This window comes from Rhodococcus sp. AC861, assembly GCF_979256035.1.
Map to the genome: position 1 here is coordinate 38,450 of NZ_CEEDMW010000004.1, position 24,956 is coordinate 63,405.

Here is a 24,956-nt window from a genome sequence, read left to right on the forward strand (position 1 = left end):
TTCTTCTACAGGTGACGGGTGGATCAGGAGATGGCTTGTCGAGCAGGCATGAGCCGGCTCGCGAGTGGGTAGATCTTGCAGCCCAGGCAGATACCGAAGGCGGCGTTCAGGACGGCTGCGAACAGGGCGAGTCCGGTAGCGATCGTCCCGACGGCGGTGGAGGAGAGAGCGAAGCCTGCCGTGCCGACGACCGCGAACACGAATCCCAGGCCCTGCGCGAACCGTAGAGGTGTCGCCGGTTCTTTCTCCTGCACCGGCCCGAGCCGTGGTGCGACCACTGCGGCGTAGACGCGGCCGTAGGGGTGCGCGGCCGGACCTGCGGCAGCGCCGTAGGCGAAGACGAGAGTCTGCACACCCAGGATGATCGCGGCTGCGGGGAGGGACACGGTGGAGACGAGGAGAGTGACGACCAGGACGACGGTGGTGACCCAGGCGACGAACCGGGGACCCCGTACGTCGACCTGTGTGGGACTCGCGGTGGGAGTTGGCATCGAGATGCTCCTGCGGTGAGGAAAGAGTGGTGGGACCGGGCGCGGAAGGCCGGGGCACGCGGGATACGCGGGCGGCCGATGGTCTTCCTCGGGATACGTCTCTACCGGCGGCGTGAGGTGCACGCGGCGCGGGAGCGGATCAGCGCTGGGGAAGGACCGTCGTCAGCGGCAACGGCAGCAACAGCCGCCGAGGCGGCACAGATCGACTGTGCGGCGTCGGGTGAGCAGAAGCTCGTGGCTGGCGGTCACGCAGGCCATCGTACGCACGATGGCGAGGATCACGAAGTCGTGGGTCCGGAGGCAGCCAGGATCGCGGTACGCAGGTCGGCGACGGACGGCACCCCGGACGCACGCGAGCGCTCCCGCATCGACGGGTCGAGCACGAACGTCGTCGGCAACGACATGACACCGAACTCCCGGGCGAGCTGCGGCTGTTCGTCCATGTCGACCTCGACGTCGGACACTGCGCGCCCGGACTCGTCGAGATCGGAGACCACGGAGGCCACCACCCGGCGCACGGCCGCGCACGGACCGCACCACGTGGCCGAGAAGTGCAGCACCGTCACCGCGCCGTCGCGCACGCCGACGGCGCGGAGGGCGTGCGCGCGACTCGCGGACGCGGTGCCGGGTTCGGTCGACCGGACGGCGCCTTCGCGCCGCCTGAGCCACAGTCCGACCACTCCGGCCAGCACCAGTGCGACGACGAGGACGAGAACGGCGGTCACGGTGCGCGGATCTCGTCGAGATCGATCGTGACGTCCTGAGCGCTGCCCTCGATGACGATCTGGCCGCCCTCGGCGTACACCGTCGACGGCAGGATGCCGAAGGGGAGCTGCTGCGCATCGATCTTCTTCGTGAACAGACCCAGAACCGCGGGCTTCAGGAAGTCGGGAATGGTGAAATCCGCCTCACCCTCCGGGCCGAAATACAGGTCGGACGCGACGATCGAGACGCCGTCCCCGTCGAGGACCAGCTCCGCGGTGACACTGACGGCCGCATCCACCGGGCCGACGGGAACCGTGCCGGTGAGCACGACGGCCCCGGCCGTGGTCTCCCCGGAGCCGCCCGATCCGCCGGTTCCGTCCGATCGGTCGGCGGGAGGTGTCGACACCTGCAGATCCGGGATCTGCAGGAAGCGCCCGAGGTCCGTCGCGTCGATACGGACGCGCGCATCGAGCTGGCGCATCGGCACCGTGCGCACCGACCCGTCCAGCAGGTCCGACGGCGGAATCCGCACGTCACGCAGCGTCGCCTCGATGGTGGTCTTCTCGACATACTCCGTCGGGACGTCCTGGGCGCGGATCTCCACACGGCGATAGCTGCCCTCTGCCGCCTGGGTCAGGAACGGGAACCCGTGGATGGTCACCTGGGGGTCGGACACCAGGTCGCCACCCTCACGGAGCGCGCGTGAAACCCGATATTCGGAGTACGCAGCGGTCCCGAAGTCGGCGGCGAGGGCGAGCGCCAGGATGAAGACGAGCCCGACGATCAGTTTTCGCACGGAGTTCCTCTCGGGCGGTCGGACGGCGATGACAGCGGGGGATCGAGGTCCCTCGTCCGCGCGACGCACGTCGTGGGCGAGGGTTCCTGACTCCGGACAGGTTAGTCTGTGATCCAGCGACAACCGCCCACCGCAGGTCGTGGGACCCGCCGACGAGACGAGGAGGCCCCGTGGAGTTACTGCTGCTGACCTCCGACCCGGACCCGGAGTCCGTTCTGCCGTCCCTGGTCCTGCTCGCGCACACGGTCCGCCCGGCGCCGACGGAGGTCTCCTCTCTCCTGGAAGCCGGCAGTGCCGACATCGCGCTCGTCGACGCCCGCACCGACCTCGCGGCCGCTCGTGGCCTCTGCAGGCTCCTCGGCAGCGCAGGCTCCTCGATTCCCGTGGTCGCCGTCCTCACCGAGGGTGGGCTGGTCGCGGTCAACGCCGAGTGGGGCCTGGACGACATCCTGCTTCCCACCACCGGGCCCGCCGAACTCGACGCCAGGCTCCGTCTGCTCGTCGGCCGTCACGGCGGAGTGAGCAGTCCCGAGGCGTCGGGAAAGATCACCCTCGGCGAGCTCGTCATCGACGAGGGCACGTACACCGCACGTCTTCGCGGCCGTCCGCTCGACTTGACGTACAAGGAATTCGAGCTGCTCAAGTACCTGGCGCAGCACGCGGGACGGGTGTTCACCCGGGCTCAGCTCCTGCAGGAAGTCTGGGGATACGACTTCTTCGGAGGCACCCGCACGGTCGACGTCCACGTGCGTCGACTGCGTGCGAAGCTCGGCACCGAGTACGAATCGCTGATCGGTACCGTCCGGAACGTCGGCTACAAGGCCGTCCGTCCCAGCCGCGCGGGCAAGGGGTCGTCGTCTGCCGACGACACCTCGGACCTGGACGCGGACATGCCCGTCGACGACGCTCCCCAGCCCGTGTCGTCCTCCGCCTCGAGCTCGTTCGCGCCGTCCGATCGGTCGGGTTCCTGACATGGCCGCAGACATCTCGATCGACTCCCGTCGCCCGACGCCGGAGGAAGCGCAATCGATCCGCGACGCGATCGCGCGCGCCACCGTCGTCGACGGCACTCCGCCGCTGTCCGAGCAGGCGGAACGGGCCGTCGAGTCACCCCGTGACGACGAGCATCTCCTCGCTCTCGACGGGGATTCACTCGTCGGCTACGCCACGCTGGCGCCCGAGCACGGCGACACCCCGGCGATGGCCGAGGTCGTCGTCCACCCCGATGCGCGCGGTCGAGGCGTCGGAACGCAGCTGGTCGAGCGAGCTCTGCCGTCACCTACTGCACGCGTGTGGGCACACGGCAGGCTGCCGTCGGCGGATCGCGTCGCGGAGAAGCTGGGCTTGACCGTCGTCCGGGAGTTGCTGCAGATGCGTCGCCCCCTGGACTCGGACACCCCACTTCCGGAACTGCCCGTACGCGAGGGCATCACACTGCGCACCTATCGCGACGGCGACGACGCCGAGATCCTGCGCGTCAACAACGCCGCCTTCGCGTGGCATCCGGAGCAGGGCGGCTGGACCGGCGCCGACATCGACGAGCGTCGAGCCGAGGACTGGTTCGACCCGGAGGGTCTGTTCGTCGCCACGTCCGCGGACGATCCCGACACGATTCTCGGTTTCCACTGGACCAAGGTCCACCCCCCGACCGGCGACGACCCCGAACTCGGGGAGGTCTACGTCGTCGGCATCGACCCGAACGCGCAGGGCAAGGGTCTGGGCGCACTGCTGACCCTGGCCGGCCTGCGCTACCTCGCCGATCGCGAACTGCCCGCGGTACTGCTCTACGTCGAGTCGGACAACACGGCCGCCGTCCACACGTACAGCAAGCTCGGTTTCACCACGTTCCACGTCGATGCGGCGTTCGCCCGCGCCTGATCGTCCGGCGTTCTCGAGACCGATATCTCATGCCTTTCCGGGCATCCGGTCGCCTTGTTCACCTTCCGTTCACGGAGGCGCGGCACACCGTCCACCACCGGCGCTTACGTTCTCCCTCGGGTAGCGCACGCTAACCGTTGCGATCGAGTGATCGCATCCTTTTCTCGCCCGCCGACCGATCGGTCGCGACGGGCTGTTTCTGGAGGAGACAGGTGAAGCTCGAGCGCAGCATTGCCCTCATGGGCGTACTGGCTGTCGGCGGATTGACGCTGGCTGCATGTGGTTCCGACGCGAACGTCGAGGCCACCGGCAGTGGTGACTCCGCCGCGACATGCGAGGGCAAGAGTCCCGTCACCGGCGAAGGGTCGTCGGCGCAGCAGAACGCGATGTCCAATTTCACGTCCGTCTACTCGGGTGTGTGCTCCGGCAAGGCAGTGGAGTACACGGTCAGCGGTTCCGGTAACGGCCGTACCCAGTTCGTCGCCGGTCTCGTGGACTTCGCGGGCTCGGACTCGTCCATCAAGGAAGAGCAGGCCGACGCGGCTGCCACGCGCTGCGCCGGCAACCCGGCGTGGAACCTTCCCCTCGTGTTCGGCCCGGTCGCCGTGGCCTACACGCTCGACGGTGTCGACGACCTGGTCCTGACGCCCGACGTCATCGCCCAGATCTTCACCGGCAAGATCACCACCTGGAACGATCCGGCCATCGCCGCGCTGAACGAGGGCGCGACGCTCCCGACCACCGCTATCACGCCGATCTACCGCTCGGATTCCTCGGGCACCAGCGACAACTTCCAGCGCTTCCTGTCCGACGCCGCACCGCAGTCCTGGACGCTGGACCACAGCTCCGACTGGGCCGGTGGAGTGGGCGAGGGCGCCAACGGTTCGTCGGGCGTCGCTCAGGCCGCTGCCGCCACCCCGGGCGCCATCACCTACGTCGAGAAGGGCTTCGCCGATCAGGAGAACCTGACCGCGGCGCAGATCGACTTCGGCGCCGGTGCCGTCGAGCTCACCACCGAGACCGCCGCCAAGGCGATCGACACGGTCACCTTCTCCGGTGACGGAAACGACCTCGCGCTCGACACCGACGCACTGTTCGCCAGTAAGGACGCCGATTCCTACCCGCTGGTGCTCTCGACCTACGAGATCGTCTGCTCCAAGGGCTACGACGCGGAGACCGCCGCGGGCGTCAAGTCGTTCCTGCTCAGCGCTGCCAACGAGGGCCAGGAAGGCCTCGAGGCTGCCGGTTACGTGCCGCTCCCGGACAGCTTCAAGGAGCGTCTGGTGACGGCGATCAACGCCATTTCCTGACACACTGGTCGTCGCCTGCATCGCTCCTCGGAGTGATGCAGGCGACGCAAGTACCCCACCACACGAGACAGTGAGCGGTATGAGCGACACCCATTCGATCAGCGGCGTCACCCCGGCTACCAGCCCAGCCGTCGACGCCGCTCGTAAGACGGAAGCGCCGACACCAGTGCCCGACAAGAAAGCCACAGGTACGGTCACCCGCCCGGGCGACCGGATCTTCTCGACGCTCGCCACCGGGTCCGGTGTCTTCGTCATCGTTCTGATCGCCGCGATCGGTGGGTTCCTCCTGTGGCGGGCCATCCCCGCGCTGCAGAACAACACCGTCAACTTCTTCACGTACGACGGCCAGTGGAGCACGTCGGACACGTCGGCGATGCTGTTCGGCGTCCGCGACCTATTCCTCGTGACCGCCACCGTGTCCATCGTCGCGCTGATCCTCGCGATGCCGGTGGCGCTGGGTATCGCGATCTACCTGACGCACTACGCGCCGAAGCGGTTGGCGGGTCCTCTGGGATACGTCATCGATCTGCTGGCCGCGGTGCCGTCGATCGTGTTCGGCCTGTGGGGCCTCTACGTCCTCGCGCCGGCCATCTCCCCGGCAGCCGAGTGGCTCAACACCAACCTGGCGTGGTTCCCGCTGTTCGCCACCGGCTCGGTGTCCATCGCCGGCGGCGGCACCATCTTCACCGGTGCCATCGTCCTCGCCGTGATGATTCTGCCCATCATCGCCGCGGTCACCCGCGAGGTGTTCGTCCAGACACCCAAGGGCCACATCGAAGCTGCGCTCGCACTCGGTGCAACTCGCTGGGAAGTGGTGCGCACCACCGTCATTCCGTTCGGCAAGTCCGGATTCGTCAGCGGTTCGATGCTCGGCCTCGGCCGCGCGCTCGGTGAGACCATCGCGCTCTACATCATCATCCGCAGCACCCAGGAAACATTCGGGTGGACGCTCTTCGACGGCGGCAACACCTTCGCCACCAAGATCGCACTGGCAGCCGGTGAGTTCAACAACCAGCTGCAGGCCGGTGCGTACATCGCCGCGGGACTCGTTCTCTTCGTCCTGACCTTCGTGGTCAACGCCGGCGCCCGCGCCGCCATCGCCGGAAAGAAGGACTGACCCATGGCCGACAACGCCTCGACGGCCACCATGGATCGGCCGGTCAAGCAGCCGACGTTCCAGGGCGTCAGTTCCCGCCGCAAGGTGTCCGACTCCCTGGCCACCGTGCTGGTGACCCTGGCCGTGGTGATCGCTCTGATCCCGCTGGTGTGGGTCCTCTACACAGTCGTCTCACGGGGCATCGGCGCCGTCGCGACGGCCGACTGGTGGCAGTTCTCGCAAGCCGGAGTCACCCCCTTCAAGCCGGGCGGCGGCGCTTACCACGCCATCGTCGGCACGCTCCTGCAAGGACTGTTCTGCGCGGTCATCTCCATCCCGATCGGCATCTTCGTCGCCATCTACCTGGTGGAGTACGGCGTCGGAACGCGGCTCGCGAAGGCCACGACCTTCATGGTCGACATCCTCACGGGTGTCCCGTCCATCGTCGCGGCTCTGTTCATCTACAGTCTCTGGATCGCGACGTTCGGCTTCGACCGCTCCGGTCTCGCCGTCTCCCTCGCCCTGGTGCTGCTGATGATCCCGGTGATCGTGCGGTCCGCGGAGGAGATGCTGCGCATCGTTCCGCAGGATCTCCGCGAAGCGTCGTATGCACTCGGTGTGCCCAAGTGGAAGACCATCGCGAAGATCGTCGTCCCGACGGCACTCTCGGGCATCGTCACGGGAATCATGCTCGCTCTCGCCCGCGTCATGGGAGAGACCGCGCCGGTGCTGATCCTCGTGGGATCCGCCACCGCCATCAACTTCAACCTCTTCGCCGGCCCGCAGACCTCGCTGCCGCTGATGATGGTCGATCTGCAGAAGGCCGGTACGGCCGCGCTGACCAGCGAGCGGATGTGGGGAGCAGCTCTCACCCTCATCCTCATCGTCGCGGTCCTCAACATCGGCGCGAAGCTGGTGTCCCGCTTCTTCGCCCCCAAGAACTTCTGACCTGAAGGATTCTCGACATGGCCAAGCGACTCGATCTGAAAGACGTCAACATCTTCTACGGCAAGTTCCACGCCGTATCCAATGTGACGCTCTCCGTCCCCCCTCGTAGTGTCACGGCCTTCATCGGACCGTCGGGCTGCGGCAAGTCCACCGTCCTGCGCTCGCTGAACCGCATGCACGAGGTCACCCCCGGTGCCCGCGTCGAAGGCTCCGTGCTTCTCGACGGCGAGGACATTTACGGCTCCGGTGTCGACCCCGTCGGCGTCCGGCGCACCATCGGCATGGTGTTCCAGCGTCCCAACCCGTTCCCGACGATGTCGATCCGCGACAACGTCGTCGCCGGCCTCAAGCTCCAGGGCGGCAAGAACAAGAAGCAGCTCGACGAGATCGCCGAGGAGTCGCTCAAGGGCGCGAACCTCTGGACCGAGGTCAAGGACCGCCTCGACAAGCCCGGTGGTGGTCTCTCCGGTGGTCAGCAGCAGCGCCTGTGCATCGCACGAGCCATCGCGGTGCAGCCGGACGTGCTGCTCATGGACGAGCCGTGCTCCGCGCTGGACCCCATCTCCACGCTCGCGATCGAGGACCTGATCGGCGAGCTGAAGAAGGACTTCACCATCGTGATCGTCACGCACAACATGCAGCAGGCTGCGCGTGTGAGCGATCAGACCGGCTTCTTCAACCTCGAGGCCACCGGTAAGCCCGGCAACCTCATCGAGATCGACGACACCGAGAAGATCTTCTCCAACCCGACGCAGAAGGCCACCGAGGACTACATCTCCGGCCGCTTCGGATAAACACCGACAACCTCCGCACAGACGAAAGGGCGCCCTCCGGTCAGGAGGGCGCCCTTTCGTCCGTGTGCGTGTGGGTCAGGAGACGTGCTGCGCGGGGGGAGTCGGCAGGTCGCTGGGGAGGCTGCCGGTGACCAGGAAGATCACTCGACGGCCCACCTCCACGGCATGGTCGGCGAAACGCTCGTAGAAGCGTCCGAGCAGCGTGACGTCGACGGCCGCAGCGACTCCGTGGCTCCACTCCTTGTCCATCAGGACGCTGAAGAGGTGACGGTGCAGGTCGTCCATCGCCTCGTCCTCCTCGCGGAGCTTCGCGGCGCGCTCGGGGTCACGGGTCTCGAGCACCTCGCGTGCCGACGATCCGAGAGCCACGGCGATGCGGCCCATCTCGGCGAAGTAGCCGTTCACTTCCTCGGGCAGAGCGTGCTGAGGATGGCGACGACGCGCGATCTTGGCGACGTGGAGAGCCAGGGCGCCCATGCGGTCGATGTCGGCGACGATCTGGATGCCGGAGACCACCGATCGGAGATCGCCGGCGACGGGGGCCTGGAGGGCGAGGAGGGCGAACGCACGCTCCTCGGCCTGGGAGCTGAGATCGGTGATCCTCTCGTGTTCGCCGATCACCTGCTCGGCGATACGGAGGTCGGCCTGCAGCAAGGACTGCGTGGCACGCTCCATCGCACTACCGGCCAATGCGGCCATCTCGCCGAGCAGGTCGGCGAGTTCTGTCATCTGTTCGTTGTAAGCCACGCGCATGGTCCGATTTTACTCGGCTCGACATGGGCAACGGGCATGCAGGCGGTGAACGGGCGGTGAATGCGGGTTATCGATTCACACGCAGGCGTCGTCGGCGCCGTTCGTGACCGTGAGATCGCTCGGGAGAGCGACCTCGGTGGCCCCGGATGTTCCTACCTGGAAGGTCGGAAGAACCTCGCCGACGGCGGTGGGAACGGACGTGAACCCCTGGTACTCCGATCCCAGCACCACATCGACGATGCCTCCGAGGCTCGGGAGTTCCTCGAGCACCGCTCCCGGAATGGCGCTCGCGACGGTCTCGGCCTCGGCGATCGACCCGGTGCCGTAGCGCACGACGGTGGCGGCAGATCCCGGCACCTCGGCGTTGCCCGTGCCCATGATCTGGAACCCGTACGCGGCGAGTTCGTCGGCCGTGGTGGCAGCGAGTCCGCTGATCTCGGACCCGTTCGAGATCTGCACCGACACCGTGGAGGGATCGACCGCGATCTGCGGCTCGGACGTGATGGGAGGCGCCGTCGTCACGGGAGCCCCGGGAACCTCCGCGGCGCGCTCTTCACCGGGCAGCGGTTGGTCGTCGATAATGGCCTGGAAGATGGCCTTGATGTCGTCGGTCCGCGGGATCTCGTTGCCGTAATCGGTCGTTCCCGACGTCGGCACCGTCAGGAACGTGACCGCGCCGGCGGCCACGCCCCGTAACGATTTGCCGAGAGTGAGCAGGTCCGAGGTCTTGACGTTCTCGACGAACGTGTCCCTCGTGAACGCGGTGACGAAGCCGTTCAGCGCGCCCGGATCGAACAGCACCCGATTGCTCAGCACCGAGCGGAGCAACGACGACAGGAACAGCTGCTGACGCTTGATGCGTCCGTAGTCGCCGGTGCCTTCGGCTTCCACCTTGCGGGCGCGGACGTAGTTCAACGCGGTGCGTCCGTCGATGCGTTGCTCACCCGTCGTGGCCAGGACCGTCCCGAGTTCGTCGTCGACCAACGGAACGGGCGTGCAGACGTCGACGCCACCGACCTCGTTGACCATCGACTCGAAGCCGGCGAAGTCGATGCCGACGAAGTGTCCGATCCGGAGTCCCGAGATCTTCTGGATGATCTTGACGAGGCATTTCGGCCCCCCGAGGGCATAGGTGGCGTTCAGCTTGTCGCCGTCCGCGGCCGGGAACATCTCACCGGTGTAGTCGCCCGTCGTGCTGTTCCATCCCTCGCACTCCGGGCGTTCGACGTCGAGGTCTCGGGGAAACGACACCGCGACCACGCGGCTGCGGTCGGCGGGGATGTTGATCAGCATGACGGTGTCGGAGCGCGCACCCTCGGCGTCGGCCTCCGTGCCGGCACCGATCTCACCACTGGCACCTGCGCGAGTATCGGTACCCACGATGAGGTACGTCTCGTCGCCGTACTGGCCGGGGGCGTCGACCACGTCCGTCGATTCGGTGTCCAGCGCGGCGACCTGTTCGAATCCGCGGTCGGTGGCTCGCAGATAACCCCAGACGACACCCGTGACGAGGAGCGCCATGATCGACACCATCGATACTCCGATGCGGCCGAACACGCGAACGCGTCGGCGCTTGCGGGCCCGGCTCAAGGCGAGCCTGGTCAACGCGGGCGGTGGGATCGGGCCCACGGCTTCCGGGGCGGGCCGATCCTTGTCCGAGCTCTCCCGGGAAGGGGCGGGTACCGGCGGAATGACGACGGTCGGCGGGTCGGTCTCGGCGTCGGGCTCGGGCGGAGCTGAGCGCGCCGGGTGCTCGTCGGTCCGTCGATTCCGGGACGACGCGATCTTCGACACTTTGTCCACCAGCTCGGCGACGGACAGGCGCTTGTCCTCGTCGTCGGAAGGAGGGCTGGGGGTGGGTGCTACCGGCCTCGGGTCGTCCGGCCGTGGCCGAGAGTCCGGGGGGGTCGGGCTGTCAGGTCGAACGGGCTCGACCGGGGGCCGGGGACCCGAATCCTGATCCGAACGGGGAACGCGGGAAATGGGCCGTTCCCAGGGGGCTCGACGTCCGGGTGTGGGTGACCCCGAGTCGTCGTCGTCACCCACTTGTCGTTCCCATCGTCCGCGCGTCGACGAGCGGTCGACGGATTGACGCCATATTACTGATCATCCGCCGGAGTGCATCAGATCGGCGCCCGCGGGCACCGCGCAGTCGTCCGGATCGTCGAGCCATCCGTCCGGGAGCGATACCGTCCCGGGCGACCCCTGGCGGCCGCGGGGACCCTCGGCGTCGGCGGGGAACGGAACCGTCGGGTCGAGTCGAGCGAGCAGGTCGTCGAGCTCGGTCAGCGTGGACACCGTCGCCATCCGGACCCGCAGATCCGAGCCGGCCGGGAAGCCGCGCATGTACCAGGCGACGTGCTTGCGCATCTCGCGCAGACCGCGTCCTTCGCCGTGGTGATCGGCGAGCAGCTGCGCGTGACGACGCATGATGACCGACACCTCGCCGAGGGTGGGCGGAGTCGGCGCGGTGGTGCCCCGGAGCGCGGCGGACAGCTCCGCGAAAAGCCATGGGCGGCCCAGGCATCCACGGCCGACGACGACTCCGTCGCAGCCCGTCTCCGTCATCATGCGCGCGGCGTCGCCGGCATCGAAGATGTCGCCGTTGCCGAGGACGGGCACGTCCCGGACGTGGTCCTTGAGTCGGGCGATCTCGGACCAGTCGGCGGTGCCGGAGTACCGCTGAGCGGCGGTGCGTGCGTGGAGGGCGACCGCCGCGGCGCCTTCGCCGGCGGCGATCCGGCCGGCATCGAGGTGGGTGTGGTGCTCGTCGTCGATGCCGATGCGGAACTTGACCGTGACGGGGATGTCCGTTCCCTCGGTCGCCTTGACCGCAGCTGCGACGATCCGCCCGAACAGTGAGCGCTTGTACGGAAGAGCGGCACCGCCACCCTTGCGGGTGACCTTGGGCACCGGGCAGCCGAAGTTCATGTCGATGTGATCGGCCATGTTCTCGTCGACGATCATCTTCGCGGCGTCGTACGTGGTGTCGGGGTCCACGGTGTAGAGCTGCAGCGAGCGCGGTGTCTCCGTGGGCCCGAAGGTGGTCATGTGCAGCGTGGCGGGTTGGCGCTCGACGAGGGCGCGCGCGGTGACCATCTCGCACACGTAGAGGCCGGACGTGCTTCCGGTCAGCTGCTCCTCGAGTTCGCGGCACAGCGTGCGGAACGCGACGTTGGTGACCCCGGCCATCGGGGCGAGCACGACGGGACTGCGCAGGGTCAGAGATCCGATCTGCAGAGTCATGGCCAGTGTCACCCGTCAGTAGTGGAAACAGCGATGTGCCCGGCATCCGCAGACACGGTTGCCGGGCACATCGAGAGTATCCGCCGAGTCGGAACTCGGCCAATCACGCCGTCGGCGTGAGCGGTGTCAGGACGCCTGCGCCTGACGCTTCGCGGCCTCGCGCGAGAGCATCCGGTCGCGCTGCTCCTCGAACTTGAGAACGTCCTTCTCGAGCTTCTCGAGGAAGGCTGCCAGCTCTTCGCGCGTCTGCTCGCCCGCGGCGGTGAAGTCGGTGCGGTCGAAGATGTTCCACTTGCGCAGGACGGGCATGACGACGTCCTCGAGGTGCTGACGCAGGTCGTAGATGCCGTGCTTGGCCATCAGGACGCCGTTGCGACGGAAGTTCGGCATGCCGGCGCCGGGCATCTGGAAGTTCTGCACGATGTCGGCGATGGCACGCAGCGCCTGGTCGGGGGAGATGTCGAGGGCCGCGCCGCACAGGTTGCGGTAGAAGATCATGTGCAGGTTCTCGTCGGCGGCAATGCGCTGCAGCATGCGGTCGGCGATCGGGTCGTTGCAGACCTTGCCGGTGTTGCGGTGACTGACGCGCGTGGCGAGTTCCTGGAACGTGACGTACGAGACGGAGTGGAGGAAGCCCATCTCGTCGTGACCGCCGGCGGCGGCGGAGGAGAAGCCGTTGGTCATGTGCTCGATGCGGGCCTGCTCGAGAGCGACGGGATCCACACCACGGGTGACGACGAGGTAGTCGCGCATCACGATGCCGTGGCGGTTCTCCTCGGCGGTCCAGCGACCGACCCACGTTCCCCAGGCGCCGTCCTGGGAGAAGTTCTCCGCGATCTCGCGGTGGTACGAGGGCAGGTTGTCCTCGGTGAGGAGGTTGGTGATCATCGCGGCCTTGGCGACCTCGTCGAGACGAGACTGCTCCGGCGACCAGTCCTCGCCGCCGAGAGCAGCGAAGTTGCGACCCTCGTCCCACGGGACGTAGTCGTGGGGGTGCCACTCCTTGGCCATGGAGAGATGCCGGTTCAGATTTTCTTCCGCAACCGGCTGCAGCTCGTCGAGCAGCTCGAGTTGTGTCAGATCCCGTGCCATGCGTGTCCTCCAAGAATGATGTCGGTTCGTTCGAGCCTACGGCACCGTAAGTTTGTTGTGAATCGCTTCGATGCGCGCCGGGGCTGCTGACGTACCGTCCGGTAAACGAGTATCGAACAGGGGTGAAAGTTCGTTACCTCCACAGACGTGGACTGGTTCCTATTATATGCCGCAGCGACCGGGGAACGGGCTTTGTGAGTTGTGGGCGAAACGGTATGGATGTTCTGTACGTCACTCGAGTGCACGACGGGCGTCCGGATCACCGGACGGCCCCCGTTTCCGATGTCGTTCTGCCATCCTGTCCCGGTGGCTCACCTGAGAACAGAGGGACACCGTGTTCTGGTCGTCGAACTGCGCGACGAGACGATACGCGCGATCACGGGATCGATGGTCGCCTACGAGGGCCGGTTGACGTTCAAGAACGCCGGCGTGGGCGGTGGCGGCGGTCTGCGCGCTGCGCTCAAACAGAAGGTGACGGGGGAGTCCCTGTCGCTGATGGAGATCGGCGGTTCGGGTGTGGCCCGACTGGCGGTGGATGCCCAGCACGTGTCGGTCGTCCCGCTGTCGGGCGACGCCATCCACGTCGAGTCGTCCCAACTCCTGGCGCTGTCCGGTTCGCTGCGGTCGGACGTCGCGTTCGCCGGACTGCGCGGAGCATCGTCGGGTCAGGGCCTGTTCACGACCGTGGTCAGCGGGCAGGGTGACGTCGCACTGCTGTCGGCCGGTGGGCCGTTGATAGCGCTGGAGGTATCGCCGCAGTTCCCACTGGTCGTCGATCCCGACGCCTTCGTCGCCCACCGCGGACAGGTCACCCAGAGTTTCGTCACCGACGTCACGTGGCGGTCCGCCCTCGGCGGCGGAAGCGGCGAGGCGTTCTCCCTGCGTTTCGACGGCACGGGTGTCGTCTACGTCCAGCCCGAGGAGCGCTGATGCTCGAGGTCGTCAACAGCAAGGTCGTCGCCGCGACGCTGACGCCGGGACTTCCGGCCTTCGCCCGACGAGGATCGATGCTGTTCTATACCGGCGACGTCCGATTCGTCCCCCACAGCATGGGCGGCGCGGCAGGCGCGATGCCGGGCGTCGGCGCTCTCGCGGGAATGGCGGGTCGGATGATGTCCGGCGAGCACGTGGCGACGATGGCCGCGGAGGGGTCCGGCACCGTCCACTACGGCCACGCCGGGTTGCACGTGGCGGTCATCGACCTCGACGGGTCGATGCCGCTGTCGGTCGAGGCGTCGCGGTTGCTGGTGCACATCGGGCACCTGTCCACATCCGTCGTCCCGCTCACCCAGCAGGGCGGCGCCCGAGGCGTCGTCCGTGGCGCGATGACCGGTCAGGGCATGTTCACGACGCAGGTCGCCGGGCGGGGGCAGGTGGCAGTGCTGTCCCACGGAGGTATGACGGCGCTCGAGGTGGGGCCGGACCGGCCGCAGGTGGTGGTGGATCCGCAGGCCTACGTCTGCCATCGCGGACATCTGACCATCGACATCTCGGCGAGCGTCGGGTGGCGGGATGCGGTGGGTCGTGGGTCCGGCGAAGCGGTGCAGCTCGCCGTCGGCGGGCAGGGCACGGTCTGGGTCCAGGCGTCCGAGCAGAAGTTCTGACAGGAGTACGCAGATCATGACCGATGTCGTCCACAACCCCTACACGCTGCCGGTGAACGACAACGTGCCCGGTAACGACTACGCGTTCTGCATCGAACTCGACGGCCGACCGTGGTTCACCGCCAAGGGGGCGATGATCGCCTACTACGGGACCATCCAGTTCGAGCCCCTCGGTCGGACGTCCATGGCGGCGATCGTGGCCAGTCGATTCTCGTCTCCGCTGTACGCGGACGACTGGGTCCTGGCGAGTGGACACGGCAAGGTGATCCTGGGAGATCGCGGGTTCGCAATCAACTCCTACGACCTGGACGACGGCAATCTCACCATTCGTGCGGCCAATCTGCTGGCGTTCGAGCCGGGGCTGGAGCTGAAACAGTCGATCGTCCCCGGTTTCCTGACCCTGCTGGGCACCGGAAAGTTCCTGGCGTCGTCGAACGGTGCGGTGGTCTTCGCCGAACCGCCCGTGCGAGTCGACCCGCAGGCGCTGGTGGGGTGGGCGGACTGCCCGGCGCCGTCGCATCATTTCGACGCTGCGTGGATGCAGAGCTTCCTCGGCGCGGCTCAGGGGATGCTGCTCGGCGCGAACACGGGGGAGGAGCGGCAGTTCGACTTCACCGGTGCGGGAACCGTGTTGATCCAGTCGTCGGAGAAGGTGGTCAGCGACACGCACCTGCTGCGACATATCGAATCCGAGACTGCCGCGTTGGGGCAGAACGCCCTGCGTGCGCTGCATCAGAGCATCGGGTCGAGGCTCTCGCAGAATCCGTGACCGGATCGTCCTGCGGTGCGTCGTCGGTACTCGCGCGTGGTGCCCCCAGTAGGGCTCGAACCTACGACCTGCGGATTACAAGTCCGGCGATTCGACCCCTCCGACCGGTCCTCGCTGCTGCGTCTCCTGCCGCAGCGTGATCTGCTCAGCGTGCAGTCCTGCGGACCTCTGACCAGCGATGTGTTACTAATGGGACATATGGGAACGAACGGTTTGGTCGAAGAGTGGGAGGTCTGGCAGTACGCCGCCCGTCTGTCCGAGAGCACCATCGTCGAGCGTGTGCGCGTGCTCAACCTCCTTGCCACCGAATCCGAGTGCAGCCTCGTGAGCATCCGGCCGCTCGATATCGTGCGCTGGTACGCCTCCCACTCGGGCGACTGGTCGGACAGCTCGCATGCCACCTACCACTCGTACCTGTCGGTGTTCTTCAAGTGGCTCCAACTCCAGGATCTCCGTCTCGACAACCCGCTCCTGAAGGTCGGCTCGCCGCGTGCACCCGAGCGTGTCGCTCGCCCGATCGCGGACACCGCCATGCTCACCATCCTCAAGTCCAACATGCACCACCGCACCCGCGTCATGATCCTGCTGGCCGGCCTCGGTGGCCTGCGCTGCTCAGAAATCGCCCGATTCAAGGGCGAACACATCGACCTCGAGCGCGGCCGATTCCTCGTGGCCGGCAAGCACAAGTCGGTCAAATACGTTCCGCTGCATCCGATCCTCGCCACCACCGCCGAGACCATGCCCGCCCGCGGATACTGGTTCCCGTCGAACTCGTCGCGGCCCGGTCAATGCGTGCGCAGCAAGTCCGTCTCCGACATGGTCGCCACCGCCATCCGCCGATCCGGCGTCGAGGCCACCGCCCACCAACTGCGGCACTGGTACGGCACGACGCTGCTGGAGGACGGCGCGGACATTCGCGTCGTCCAGGAGCTGCTGCGCCACGCCTCACTGATCTCGACGCAGATCTACACCAAGGCGACCGACGCCCGCATGCACGCCGCCATCCGGACACTCGACCCATACCGGGCGGTCGCCTAACATCGGCGCATGCGCGCCGCTCTCATCGTCCTCGCCGCCCTACTCGCCGCCGGGTGCGGCGCAAGCGGCGGCACACCCGTCGCGGCTCCGGACACCACGACCACGACACCGGCCGCCCCGCCGGCACTCGTGACGCAGATACTCGTCCAAGTCGACGCTCGCTTCACCGTGCCGCAGGGGAGCAGCTGCACCACCCTGTTCCCGTATTCGGACCTCGGCGCGAACACGTTCGTGTCGTTCACCGACGCGACCGGCACCACCGCCGGGGCGACGACGCTCGGCACCGGATACCTGGACGGGTCGGGCGCATGCTCGTTCCCCGCCACCGCCGAGCTGACACCAGGCAGCCCGTTCTACTCGATCACCGTGGCCGGCCGAGATCCGGTCACGAAGTCTGCTGCCGATGTGCGCACCAAGGGCTTCGGCCTCGGCTTCGGAATGCGCTAGCTCGGGGTGAACGCCAGCGATGCCGCCGTCACCGTGCGGTTGCCGACCTGGCCGGCGTTCGCGAACGCCCGTAGCTGGACGAGCGTCGTCGTGGTCACCGTCGCCGGGTAGGTGATGGTGAACGCTGTCCGCGATCCGGTGATGCTGTCCGTGGCCACCACCGCGCCGTCGATCACGAGCTGCAACCCGCGCAGGTGGTTCACCGACGAGAAGCTCAGCGTCATCGACGCCGTGATCGTGCCGGCCGCGGTGAACGGCGGCTGTATGCCGTCGCTCACCAGAGGCGTGCCCGGTGCGGCCGGGTCCACAGTCCAGCCCGTGATGAGCGCCGCGGTCGCCGCGGTCGTGTTGGACGGCAGCTCTTGCGCCGTCGACTTGGTGATGCCGAGCGGGAACTGCGCCGCCCACACCATCGCTGTCCCGAGGTACAGGCGCGCCACTGAGGCAGCGCCGAGGTAGGCACGCGCCGCGGCACTGCCGCCGAGTGCGAGCGCCATCAGCCGACGATCACGTAGAGAGTCGTCGCCACCTTCGACGCGAGCGCGTTGTACTGCGCCTGAGTCAGGCTCACGAGAGTGGCAACGCCGGCACCGTTCAGCACAACGTTGTTCGGCACCGTGCCGGCCGGCCCGGTGGGTCCGGTCGCGCCGGTCGCGCCGGTGTCGCCCTTCGGCCCGGTGGGTCCGGTCGCGCCGGCCGCTCCGGTGTCGCCCTTCGGGCCGCGCAACTGCACGCCGGCACCGCTGGCTGGAAAGGCGTTGTTGGCCTTGATGTAGACCAGGCCGTCCGCGTCCACGAGGTACTGCGCACCGTTGGCCGCGCCCGCGGGTAGTGCCGCATACGTGGCGACTCGTCCGGTGAGCTGGAGGCCGGTACCGGTGTCGCCCTTGGTGCCAGTGTCGCCCTTCGGCCCGGTCGCGCCGGTCGGCCCCGTGGGTCCGGTCGCCCCCGCAGGGCCGGTGGGTCCGGCCGGCCCGGTGGGTCCGATCGGACCGCGCTGGTAGGGGCGGTCGTTCCACGCCTGCACGCCGTTGCCGACCTTCTGGAACCCGGTATCCAGTTCGACGCCGACCTCGCCGGCCATCAGCACCGGATTCTTCTGCGCCCACTCCGCGGCGGTACCCCGCAGCTGTTGGATTCGTGCGCGTGCTGCCATCAGATTTCGCCTCCGTCGAGAAGTGCTGTCACGGTGTCGCCGGGTGCGCCGCCGTCGATGATGGTGAGGGACGGCTCGGCAACGGTGCCGGCGTCGGTGTCCCCGAGGGTGAGGACCGGCAGCGGTGTCGCGGGCAGCCAGTACGTCTGGTCGCGGCTGGCACCGAACGACAGGTCCACCGTCCACTTGTTCGGCGCGATCTTGTGCTCCACCTTGCGGATTCGGCACACCTGCGCATCGGAACCGAACCGCACCACCACCGCGTCGAGCGGCTGCAACTTCGCCATCAGCACGCGATGCAGCGGCTTGGTCGCGGTGAGGCGCAGCCGGTTCACGGACTGCCGCTCGACCGAATACTCGTCGAGGATGGCCGCGGCCCACTCCGCGAACGGCGCACCGAACCGGTCCGCCTGCACGTCCGCCCACGAACCGGATCCGCGAATCACGTCAATCGACACGCGGTGCTGCCCGTACGTGTCGATCGACCCCTGCCGGCGGTAATCGATGCGCTGCGTCTTGGGCGTCAGGTCGCCCAGCAGCGCCGGCGGATCAGCGCCGCCGACCTCACGCTCGATGAACTCCTTGCGGTCGAGCATGTGCTCCACCACCTGAACCGTATTGACGAGATTCTCTGTGTCCGAGGAGAACTCGATATCTCGGTTGTAACTCATGTCGCCCTGCCCCGGCTTGTCGGACAGGTCGAGCGCGATGGTGGTCGGCAGTGCGGACGTGACGACCATGCGGTCTCGGCGGTCGACGTACAGGAACGCCTTGCGGGCGTTGCGCGTCTTGATCAGCGCATCGTTCATCGTCATCGCGTCGTCCGCGTAGGACGGGAAGTAGTCCCATCCGTCCGGCAGGGCGCGTGGCGGACCCGAGTAGTCGGTGCCGTCGATCAGGATCGGCACGCCGGTGGTGTGCACCAGGTGCCCGTACTCCGCGAGGCGGTCGTGCGCGACGGGCATCGTCGACTGGCCGGCGCGGCCGAACGCGTCGTGCACCGAGATCTGCACCTGCGCCTGGTGGGTGAAGTCGTGCACGATGCGCCGGCCGCGAATAGTCCCGGTGAAGATCGGCTCGAACGACCCGTCCGCATGCGTGGCGAGCAGGCGCACCCGCCGGCCGGCCGAGACCACCGCGTTGATCGAGTCGGAGACGAACCGGACCGTGAGCACACCGAGGTCCGCCTCGACCGTCTCGGACTCGATCGACACCACGGGGTCGATCACGTCCGCGTAGGTGTACGCGGTCGTGCGGGTGCGCTCGGTCATGCGCGTCTCGTAGGGGCGAGCGGTCGCCGACTCGACGTAGAAGTCGACCGTGGCCGCGAGCTCGATCTGTCCGGTGCTCGAGGTGAGCGGCACGACGCGCCGCTCGTTCGGTGCGAGACCCGTGACAGCGGCGATGCGGACACCGCGGGTGCCGTCCCACTCGTAGATGTTGATGAACATCGACTCGACACCGGACGGGGGTCCGAGCACCACAACTTCGGTGTCCGGCTTGATGTTCGAGAACACCTTGCGGTTGCGGAACGCAAACCCGGTGCGGCTGGCGGGGTGCTCGATGGTGGGCGTGGTGTTGGCCGGCTCGCGCACGTAGATGGTCAGCGGATTCGCGAGGTCGAACTGGATGTAGTCGGGGTACTCCGCGAACCAGTAGCGGGCCTGGTACCCGACGCCTTGATAGGAGTCGGTGTTCGTGGCGACGAACGATGCGGTCAGGTAGAGCCGGTCCACGTCGCTCGGCACGGTGGCGTCGGAGACGGTGGGGAGGGTGAAGTCGATGAACCCGACGCCGACGCCGGCGGTGCCCTGGAGCGTCGCCTGGTAGGACATGATCTGTTTCTTCACGTCGGTCTCGGTGCCGTACTCGTCGACGGTGGTGCCGGTGCCCCACAGGTCGAAGCGCAGCGCGATCGGGGTGTAGGACTCGTTCTGGTCGCGGATAGGTTTGCCCGTACGGCGAAGGGACAGTGAGCCTTTCATGTTCACGCGCATGCCGGGGCGCACCGGGACGGCCACTCGGTTCTGGAACACGACGGGTCCGAGGCTGCGGGACTTGAACGTTCGCACGTCGCCCGAGCTGTTTTGGTCGACCTCGGTGACCGGGGTGGCGATCTTGGCCTTGTTTGCCCGCACCGTCATCAGCGATGACGTGGTCACGATCGTCACGTCCTTCTCGAACGCGAGGCCGTTCCCGGGCACCATCTTGATCCCGGCGGGGTCGTAGTTGCGGCGGGCGACCGCGAGGCCGTCCGGCACCCACACATCCTGGCTGGCCGTCTCGACCTGGAGGGTGACCATGGTGCGGTCGATGAACCTAGACATTGACACTCACCGACGTCGAGCCGACTGCGCCGGCGTACGCGTCGAGCACGTCCGCAACGGCGCGGCCGGTGCGCACGGGGTCGGACACCAGGCCGGCCTGCACTGTCACGTGCACGGTCTGGTTCATCTCCATGCCACCGCGCAGGCCGATGGCCGGCACGAGTTCATCATCGAACGCGGTGTAGACCTCGGTGGCGAGGCCGCGGGCAGCGGACACCACTGCGCCCTTCTGCGAGACCATGCCGCGCACGAATCCGCCTACCATGGCGCGGCCGTGGGGGATGAGCATGATGCGGTCGGCGGCGATGCCCTTGCGGCCTGCGTAGTGGCCCTTGTTCGCGGCGGCGACGGCACCGAGGTTGGCCGCTGCGGCAGCGACTGCGCCGGCCTGCGACGCGATGCCGGCGGCGAAGCTTGCGCCGGCTGCTGCGCCTTGCGCGGACAGGTCCACGCTGACGCTCTGCGCTGCGGCGGCGAGGCCGGCCACTGCGCCCGAGACTGCGCCTGCCGCGCCGGCGACACCGGACGCGAACGACTGGCCGGCCTGAGCGCCGAGCGCGCCGAGCTGGCCGACTGCGGCCTGCGCGGCGGACACGTCGATTTGCACCGGCACCATCACGGGGGCCGGCGGTTGGATCGTCAGGTTGCCGAGCGAGCCGACGTCGTACTCCACCGGCACCTTGAGCGGCGGCACGTTGGGCAGGTTCACCTCTACGTCCGCGACGGTGGCCGGGATCTCCACCGGTGCGAGTGGTGCGGCCGGTGTCTCCAGCGTTTCGACTGTGGCGGGGATCTCGATGGGTGCGATCGGCGCTGTGGGGGGAGCGACCGGTCCGACCGTGGCGGGGATCTCGATGGGTGCGATCGGCGCAGTAGGAGGTGTGACCGGCCCGACCGTGGCGGGGACTTCCACGGGCGGCATGTTGCGGAGTTGCTGTCCCGCGGTCGGGTCCAGCTCGCCGACGAGTGGCACCGGGATCGGGCCGTTGCGGGCGATCTGACCGGCAACGGGGTCACCCTCGAGCGCGACCGTCGCGGGGATTTCTACCGGCTCCGCGCCGCCCGTGATGGAGGAAATCGCGGCCTTCAGTCCGTCAGCGAGTTGCCCGCCCCACTCGATCGGCCCACCGCCGGCGTCACCGTTCAGTCCGCGGAAAGCGTTGTCGAGGTTCTGGAACGCGCCCACCGCGCCGGTGGCGATGTTCGTCAGGTCGGTGAGCGAGCCGGTGAGTCCGGTCAGGTTCGTTGCCAGGTTGGTGGTGTCGATGCTGCCGAGGAAGTTGCCGAAGCTGTTCGCCATATCGGTCAGCCCGGAAGTCACTCCGGAGAAGTCCGTGTTCTGGAGATTGGTGATGAAATCGCCTATGCCGCCGGTGAATCCGTCTAGAGCACCGCTGTCCAGGTAGGACATCATGCCCTGGAATTTCTCGCCCATTCCGACGAGAGCGTTGCCGGCACCTTCGATGATGCCGGGCAGGGCGGAGAACACACGCTGCGCTCCGGCGACGATGGCCGGGTCCCCAAGCTTGGCGGCGAAGCTGCCCACCGATTTGATCAGGGACGGCATGTTGCCGATGAAGTTCTTGATGTGGGGGACAGCGCCCTCGAACATGCTTTGCAGGGCGGGCCCGACTTCGGCGGCGATGGCCGGCAGTTTGCCTGACAGCTCGGTCACCAGGCCGGCGACACCGGTGGTGATGGATTCGAGGTTGGGTCGGATTTGGTGGAAGGCGGCACCGAGTGAGGTGGCGAGGTCTACGAGCGGCTGCTGAAGCGGGACCGCTATTTCCTTCATGGTTGAGACCACGTCGTCGGCCATGTAGGAGAAGTGGTTCTTGACCTGGTCGCTGGCCGCGGCCGCGGCGATCGGGATGGCGGCGACGGCGGCACCGAACCCGACCGAGAGTGCGCCGGCTGCGGCGGTGACGGCACCGAGTGCGCCGGCCACGCCGAAGATGCCGGCGCCGACAGCGCCGGACGACAGGACACCGACTGCGGGTGCGAGCGCGACGAGCTTGGGCAGGGTGCTGGCCGCTGCGCCGCCGAGCGCGGTGATACCTCGAGCAGCGCCGCCGGCTCCGCCGCCGGCGTCGTTCAGCCGGTTGAGCGCCTGCACGAGGCGGTCGATCTCGGAGACGTTGACGCGAGTGCGGATGTTGACGGTGCGGTCGCGGGTGAGGCGCTGAAGCTGCGCCTCGGTCTGCGCGAGGTTGGAGATGTTTACGCGGACGCGGGCCTCGCGGTTCGAGGCGAGGTCGCGGACGTTCTGGCGAAGGCCGCGGGCGTCCTCGGTGCCGACCCGGATGCGCAGCGTCTCGCTACCGATGGCGCGGATGCGCTGCTGGAGCCGGCCGATCGCTGCGTCGTCCACGTCGACCTTGACGCGGATCGTCTGGTTGCGCAGCTGGCGGAGCTGAGACTGCACCTGCGCGATGGCAGCGGTCAGACCCGAGTTGTGGCCCTTGAAGTAGATATCGACGGTGTTACTCGCCATTGTCGGCACCTATCTCGAGGGTCGCGGGCGGCGGAGGGTGTGGGATGGTGTGCTCGTCGAGCTTTCCCAAGAGCACGACGATGTACGGGCGGGCGACGAGCTTCCAGCGGTAGAGACCTGTCACTTCACGTTCGAGCGTGGTGTTGCGCTCGGTGATGGTCACGAGGTTGCCGGACAATACCGAAGCGCGGGCTTTGACCACGGTCGCGACGGCGGTCGCGGTCGCGCCGATTGCCGCGATGATGATGGTGGCGATTGTTGCGGCGTCCACTATTTCACCCCGAGAGCGGCCCACAGGCGCATCACCCGCCAATTGGCAAGTGCCAGTAGGCATGCGATCACGCCGAACAGAATTGGTGACGGCGGTATGGATCGGAGCGGTGCCAGGACGAGGCACAGTCCGTAGAAGCCCCATACTGCGATTGCGACTCCGTGAGCGACGAGCAAGCCTCGGCGGAGGACCGCGGCCACGCCGATCCAGATTCCTGCCGTGGCGAACAGGAACGGCCACACCGGGAAGAAGTGCTCGACGACGACCACGATCGTCTCTTGGCCAGGTGGGAGTGGCCGGCGCACGAGCACCTCGGGTCCGGCGTAGAGAATGCCCGCGGCGAGCGGCATGATGCCCATGACCCACGACAGCATCAGGGCTGCGCGGATCACCGCGACCTCGCGCATCAGCGGCCGATCTTCCTCTGCCCGAACGCGAGTACCGACATGAGTCCGGCGATGAGCGCACCGGTCCCGAGTCCCTTCCAGTCACCGAGGTCGAACACCTGGAAGTCGTCGTTCGAGATGGTCTCGACGGCGAACCCGAACACCGTCGCCAGACCGGTGGCGACCACGCCCTGCACGAGAGTGCGGCCGGCTGCCGACTTCGGAGCGGGGGTGCCGGGTGTTGGCGGATCGGGCACGGCGTCCAGTGGCTCGTTGCGGTTAAGCGCCTTCACGAGGATCGGCGTCAACTGCTCGAACCGGGCGTCGATCTCGGGACCGAGCCGGCGCATGATCTCTTGCCGGACAAGGTCAAGTGGGCCGGTCACGATTTCTCCTCAAGGGTGGCCGACTCCGCCTGGAGGTCGGCGCTGATGACGTAGTAGCCGAACACCGCGATCGCGGTGGTGACGACGGCACCGGCGATGAGGCCGGCGCGGATGAGCGCGAGGGTGACGACGCGGCCGTTCACAGCAGGCCGAGTTTCTGCCAGGTGACGATGCCCACGATGCCGTCGACCGTGATGCCGGCGCGGGACTGGAACTCGCGGACGACGCGCTCGGTGGCCGGCCCGAAGTCGCCGTCCACGGCGAGATTCGAGTAGCGCGGGTAGTCGCGGTTGAGGCGGGCCTGGAGGTCGCGGACGTGCTGCCCGGTCGCGCCGCGCTGGATCATCGGTCGGGTGCCGGCCGGCGGGGCGGGAGCCGGCCCCGGGGCGGGTGCAGGCTGCCCCTGGATGCGCCGGACGGCGGCGTCGTTGCGGGGGTCGCCCTCGCGGTAGCGCATCTGGAAGTGCATCTCGTCGGGCTTGCTCCACGTGCGTCCCCAGAACACCTCGGGGTACCGCTGAAGCAGACTGTTGGTGGCGGCGACCTGATCGGCCGGCATGCGCTTGAGACCCCAAGGGAGTCGCGGTGCCCACACGTCCACGCTCACACCCGCGAGGTGGTTCGAGTTCGCCACGTCGTTCTTCAGGGACCAACCCCACACCGGCGATGTGATCGGCGCGACGACGCGGTGCAGCTCGTTGACGAACGCGCCGAGGATCACCGCCGGCGCGCCTCGCCGGAGCGGTGCGGTGTCCATGAACGGGCCGGGGACGGTGACGCACTCGTCCCGGTTGCACATGCGCCAGCCGGCCTCGGACCACTCGTACCCGTACACCTTGCGAAAGCTCATGTGCCCTTACCCTTCTTGCGTGCTCTCTTGTTGGCGACCTTCACGAACGCGTTGCGCTCTCGGAGGGTGATCTCGCGGTACACCGAGGGCGGCTGGCCGGTGAGCAGACAGAACGCCGC

Annotated in this window: 27 protein-coding genes; 11 read left to right on the forward strand and 16 right to left on the reverse strand. The window is 67.7% G+C overall.

Features of this window, described 5'->3' with window-relative positions; all coding sequences use genetic code 11:
- Nucleotides 1-23 precede the first annotated feature (23 nt).
- From AC0IX4_RS13520 to AC0IX4_RS13530, 3 genes are all read right to left on the reverse strand, one after another.
- Nucleotides 24-491: a DUF4395 domain-containing protein gene (locus tag AC0IX4_RS13520; protein WP_471829363.1), complete on the reverse strand. Its 468-nt coding sequence runs from the start codon at nucleotides 489-491 to the stop codon at nucleotides 24-26.
- 278 nt (nucleotides 492-769) lie between these two features.
- Nucleotides 770-1,216, reverse strand: coding sequence for a TlpA family protein disulfide reductase (locus AC0IX4_RS13525; protein ID WP_471829364.1), 447 nt, complete (start codon nucleotides 1,214-1,216; stop codon nucleotides 770-772).
- Nucleotides 1,213-1,992, reverse strand: coding sequence for an LmeA family phospholipid-binding protein (locus AC0IX4_RS13530; RefSeq protein ID WP_042573879.1), 780 nt, complete (start codon nucleotides 1,990-1,992; stop codon nucleotides 1,213-1,215). The genes AC0IX4_RS13525 and AC0IX4_RS13530 overlap by 4 nt, the downstream gene beginning before the upstream one ends.
- Nucleotides 1,993-2,162: 170 nt before the next feature.
- Between AC0IX4_RS13530 and AC0IX4_RS13535 the strand changes: the two genes are divergently transcribed.
- The 6 genes from AC0IX4_RS13535 to pstB all read left to right on the forward strand — a co-directional run bounded on the left by AC0IX4_RS13535 (nucleotide 2,163) and on the right by pstB (nucleotide 8,018).
- Nucleotides 2,163-2,963 carry a winged helix-turn-helix transcriptional regulator gene (locus AC0IX4_RS13535; protein ID WP_056070410.1) on the forward strand — a complete coding sequence of 267 codons (801 nt, stop codon included), beginning with the start codon at nucleotides 2,163-2,165 and terminating at the stop codon, nucleotides 2,961-2,963.
- A 1-nt stretch (nucleotide 2,964) separates the two neighbouring features.
- Nucleotides 2,965-3,870 (forward strand): mycothiol synthase, encoded by a 906-nt coding sequence (gene mshD, locus AC0IX4_RS13540; protein ID WP_471829365.1) that lies wholly within the window; start codon nucleotides 2,965-2,967, stop codon nucleotides 3,868-3,870.
- A gap of 212 nt (nucleotides 3,871-4,082) precedes the next feature.
- On the forward strand, nucleotides 4,083-5,180 hold the full coding sequence (gene pstS / locus AC0IX4_RS13545) for a phosphate ABC transporter substrate-binding protein PstS (RefSeq protein ID WP_056070404.1): 1,098 nt from the start codon (nucleotides 4,083-4,085) through the stop codon (nucleotides 5,178-5,180).
- Nucleotides 5,181-5,259: 79 nt separating this feature from the next.
- The gene (gene pstC / locus AC0IX4_RS13550) at nucleotides 5,260-6,297 is read left to right on the forward strand and encodes a phosphate ABC transporter permease subunit PstC (RefSeq protein ID WP_471829367.1); all 1,038 of its coding nucleotides are present in this window, start codon (nucleotides 5,260-5,262) and stop codon (nucleotides 6,295-6,297) included.
- A gap of 3 nt (nucleotides 6,298-6,300) precedes the next feature.
- Entirely contained in the window at nucleotides 6,301-7,224 is a 924-nt protein-coding gene (gene pstA, locus AC0IX4_RS13555) for a phosphate ABC transporter permease PstA (protein ID WP_042573874.1), read from the forward strand.
- 17 nt (nucleotides 7,225-7,241) lie between these two features.
- Nucleotides 7,242-8,018 (forward strand): phosphate ABC transporter ATP-binding protein PstB, encoded by a 777-nt coding sequence (pstB, locus tag AC0IX4_RS13560; RefSeq protein WP_042573873.1) that lies wholly within the window; start codon nucleotides 7,242-7,244, stop codon nucleotides 8,016-8,018.
- Nucleotides 8,019-8,093: 75 nt separating this feature from the next.
- Here the strand turns inward: pstB and phoU are convergent, their stop codons facing one another.
- From phoU to AC0IX4_RS13580, 4 genes are all read right to left on the reverse strand, one after another.
- Nucleotides 8,094-8,771 (reverse strand): phosphate signaling complex protein PhoU, encoded by a 678-nt coding sequence (gene phoU / locus AC0IX4_RS13565; RefSeq protein WP_042573872.1) that lies wholly within the window; start codon nucleotides 8,769-8,771, stop codon nucleotides 8,094-8,096.
- Between the two features lie 75 nt (nucleotides 8,772-8,846).
- Nucleotides 8,847-10,817, reverse strand: coding sequence for an LCP family protein (locus AC0IX4_RS13570; RefSeq protein ID WP_471829369.1), 1,971 nt, complete (start codon nucleotides 10,815-10,817; stop codon nucleotides 8,847-8,849).
- A 60-nt stretch (nucleotides 10,818-10,877) separates the two neighbouring features.
- A complete protein-coding gene (dusB, locus tag AC0IX4_RS13575; RefSeq protein WP_042573916.1) occupies nucleotides 10,878-12,017 on the reverse strand; it encodes a tRNA dihydrouridine synthase DusB in 1,140 nt (379 codons plus the stop codon).
- A gap of 126 nt (nucleotides 12,018-12,143) precedes the next feature.
- Nucleotides 12,144-13,109 carry an acyl-ACP desaturase gene (locus tag AC0IX4_RS13580; RefSeq protein ID WP_042573870.1) on the reverse strand — a complete coding sequence of 322 codons (966 nt, stop codon included), beginning with the start codon at nucleotides 13,107-13,109 and terminating at the stop codon, nucleotides 12,144-12,146.
- Nucleotides 13,110-13,391: 282 nt separating this feature from the next.
- Here AC0IX4_RS13580 and AC0IX4_RS13585 point away from each other — a divergent pair, with 282 nt between their 5' ends.
- The 5 genes from AC0IX4_RS13585 (at nucleotide 13,392) to AC0IX4_RS13605 (ending at nucleotide 16,967) form a co-directional block, all read left to right on the forward strand.
- Nucleotides 13,392-14,039: an AIM24 family protein gene (locus AC0IX4_RS13585; RefSeq protein ID WP_042573869.1), complete on the forward strand. Its 648-nt coding sequence runs from the start codon at nucleotides 13,392-13,394 to the stop codon at nucleotides 14,037-14,039.
- Nucleotides 14,036-14,713 (forward strand): AIM24 family protein, encoded by a 678-nt coding sequence (locus AC0IX4_RS13590; protein WP_471829917.1) that lies wholly within the window; start codon nucleotides 14,036-14,038, stop codon nucleotides 14,711-14,713. The genes AC0IX4_RS13585 and AC0IX4_RS13590 overlap by 4 nt, the downstream gene beginning before the upstream one ends.
- A 16-nt stretch (nucleotides 14,714-14,729) precedes the next feature.
- Nucleotides 14,730-15,482 carry an AIM24 family protein gene (locus AC0IX4_RS13595; protein ID WP_471829371.1) on the forward strand — a complete coding sequence of 251 codons (753 nt, stop codon included), beginning with the start codon at nucleotides 14,730-14,732 and terminating at the stop codon, nucleotides 15,480-15,482.
- Between the two features lie 198 nt (nucleotides 15,483-15,680).
- Entirely contained in the window at nucleotides 15,681-16,520 is an 840-nt protein-coding gene (locus AC0IX4_RS13600; protein WP_471829373.1) for a tyrosine-type recombinase/integrase, read from the forward strand.
- Nucleotides 16,521-16,529: 9 nt separating this feature from the next.
- Entirely contained in the window at nucleotides 16,530-16,967 is a 438-nt protein-coding gene (locus tag AC0IX4_RS13605; protein WP_471829375.1) for a hypothetical protein, read from the forward strand.
- Here the strand turns inward: AC0IX4_RS13605 and AC0IX4_RS13610 are convergent.
- The 9 genes from AC0IX4_RS13610 to AC0IX4_RS13650 are packed head-to-tail and all read right to left on the reverse strand — an operon-like array spanning nucleotide 16,964 to nucleotide 24,837.
- On the reverse strand, nucleotides 16,964-17,464 hold the full coding sequence (locus AC0IX4_RS13610; RefSeq protein WP_471829377.1) for a hypothetical protein: 501 nt from the start codon (nucleotides 17,462-17,464) through the stop codon (nucleotides 16,964-16,966). The genes AC0IX4_RS13605 and AC0IX4_RS13610 overlap by 4 nt on opposite strands.
- Nucleotides 17,464-18,123: a phage upper tail fiber protein gene (locus AC0IX4_RS13615; RefSeq protein ID WP_471829379.1), complete on the reverse strand. Its 660-nt coding sequence runs from the start codon at nucleotides 18,121-18,123 to the stop codon at nucleotides 17,464-17,466. The genes AC0IX4_RS13610 and AC0IX4_RS13615 overlap by 1 nt, the downstream gene beginning before the upstream one ends.
- Nucleotides 18,123-20,450, reverse strand: coding sequence for a hypothetical protein (locus tag AC0IX4_RS13620; RefSeq protein ID WP_471829381.1), 2,328 nt, complete (start codon nucleotides 20,448-20,450; stop codon nucleotides 18,123-18,125). The genes AC0IX4_RS13615 and AC0IX4_RS13620 overlap by 1 nt, the downstream gene beginning before the upstream one ends.
- Entirely contained in the window at nucleotides 20,443-22,944 is a 2,502-nt protein-coding gene (locus AC0IX4_RS13625) for a phage tail family protein (RefSeq protein WP_471829383.1), read from the reverse strand. Before AC0IX4_RS13625 ends, AC0IX4_RS13620 begins: the two co-directional genes overlap by 8 nt.
- Nucleotides 22,934-23,215, reverse strand: coding sequence for a hypothetical protein (locus AC0IX4_RS13630; RefSeq protein WP_471829384.1), 282 nt, complete (start codon nucleotides 23,213-23,215; stop codon nucleotides 22,934-22,936). The genes AC0IX4_RS13625 and AC0IX4_RS13630 overlap by 11 nt, the downstream gene beginning before the upstream one ends.
- On the reverse strand, nucleotides 23,215-23,622 hold the full coding sequence (locus AC0IX4_RS13635; protein WP_471829385.1) for a hypothetical protein: 408 nt from the start codon (nucleotides 23,620-23,622) through the stop codon (nucleotides 23,215-23,217). The genes AC0IX4_RS13630 and AC0IX4_RS13635 overlap by 1 nt, the downstream gene beginning before the upstream one ends.
- The gene (locus AC0IX4_RS13640; protein ID WP_471829386.1) at nucleotides 23,622-23,987 is read right to left on the reverse strand and encodes a hypothetical protein; all 366 of its coding nucleotides are present in this window, start codon (nucleotides 23,985-23,987) and stop codon (nucleotides 23,622-23,624) included. Before AC0IX4_RS13640 ends, AC0IX4_RS13635 begins: the two co-directional genes overlap by 1 nt.
- Nucleotides 23,984-24,130, reverse strand: coding sequence for a hypothetical protein (locus AC0IX4_RS13645; protein WP_471829388.1), 147 nt, complete (start codon nucleotides 24,128-24,130; stop codon nucleotides 23,984-23,986). The genes AC0IX4_RS13640 and AC0IX4_RS13645 overlap by 4 nt, the downstream gene beginning before the upstream one ends.
- Nucleotides 24,127-24,837, reverse strand: coding sequence for a peptidoglycan-binding domain-containing protein (locus AC0IX4_RS13650; RefSeq protein ID WP_471829389.1), 711 nt, complete (start codon nucleotides 24,835-24,837; stop codon nucleotides 24,127-24,129). The genes AC0IX4_RS13645 and AC0IX4_RS13650 overlap by 4 nt, the downstream gene beginning before the upstream one ends.
- Nucleotides 24,838-24,956: the final 119 nt, after the last annotated feature.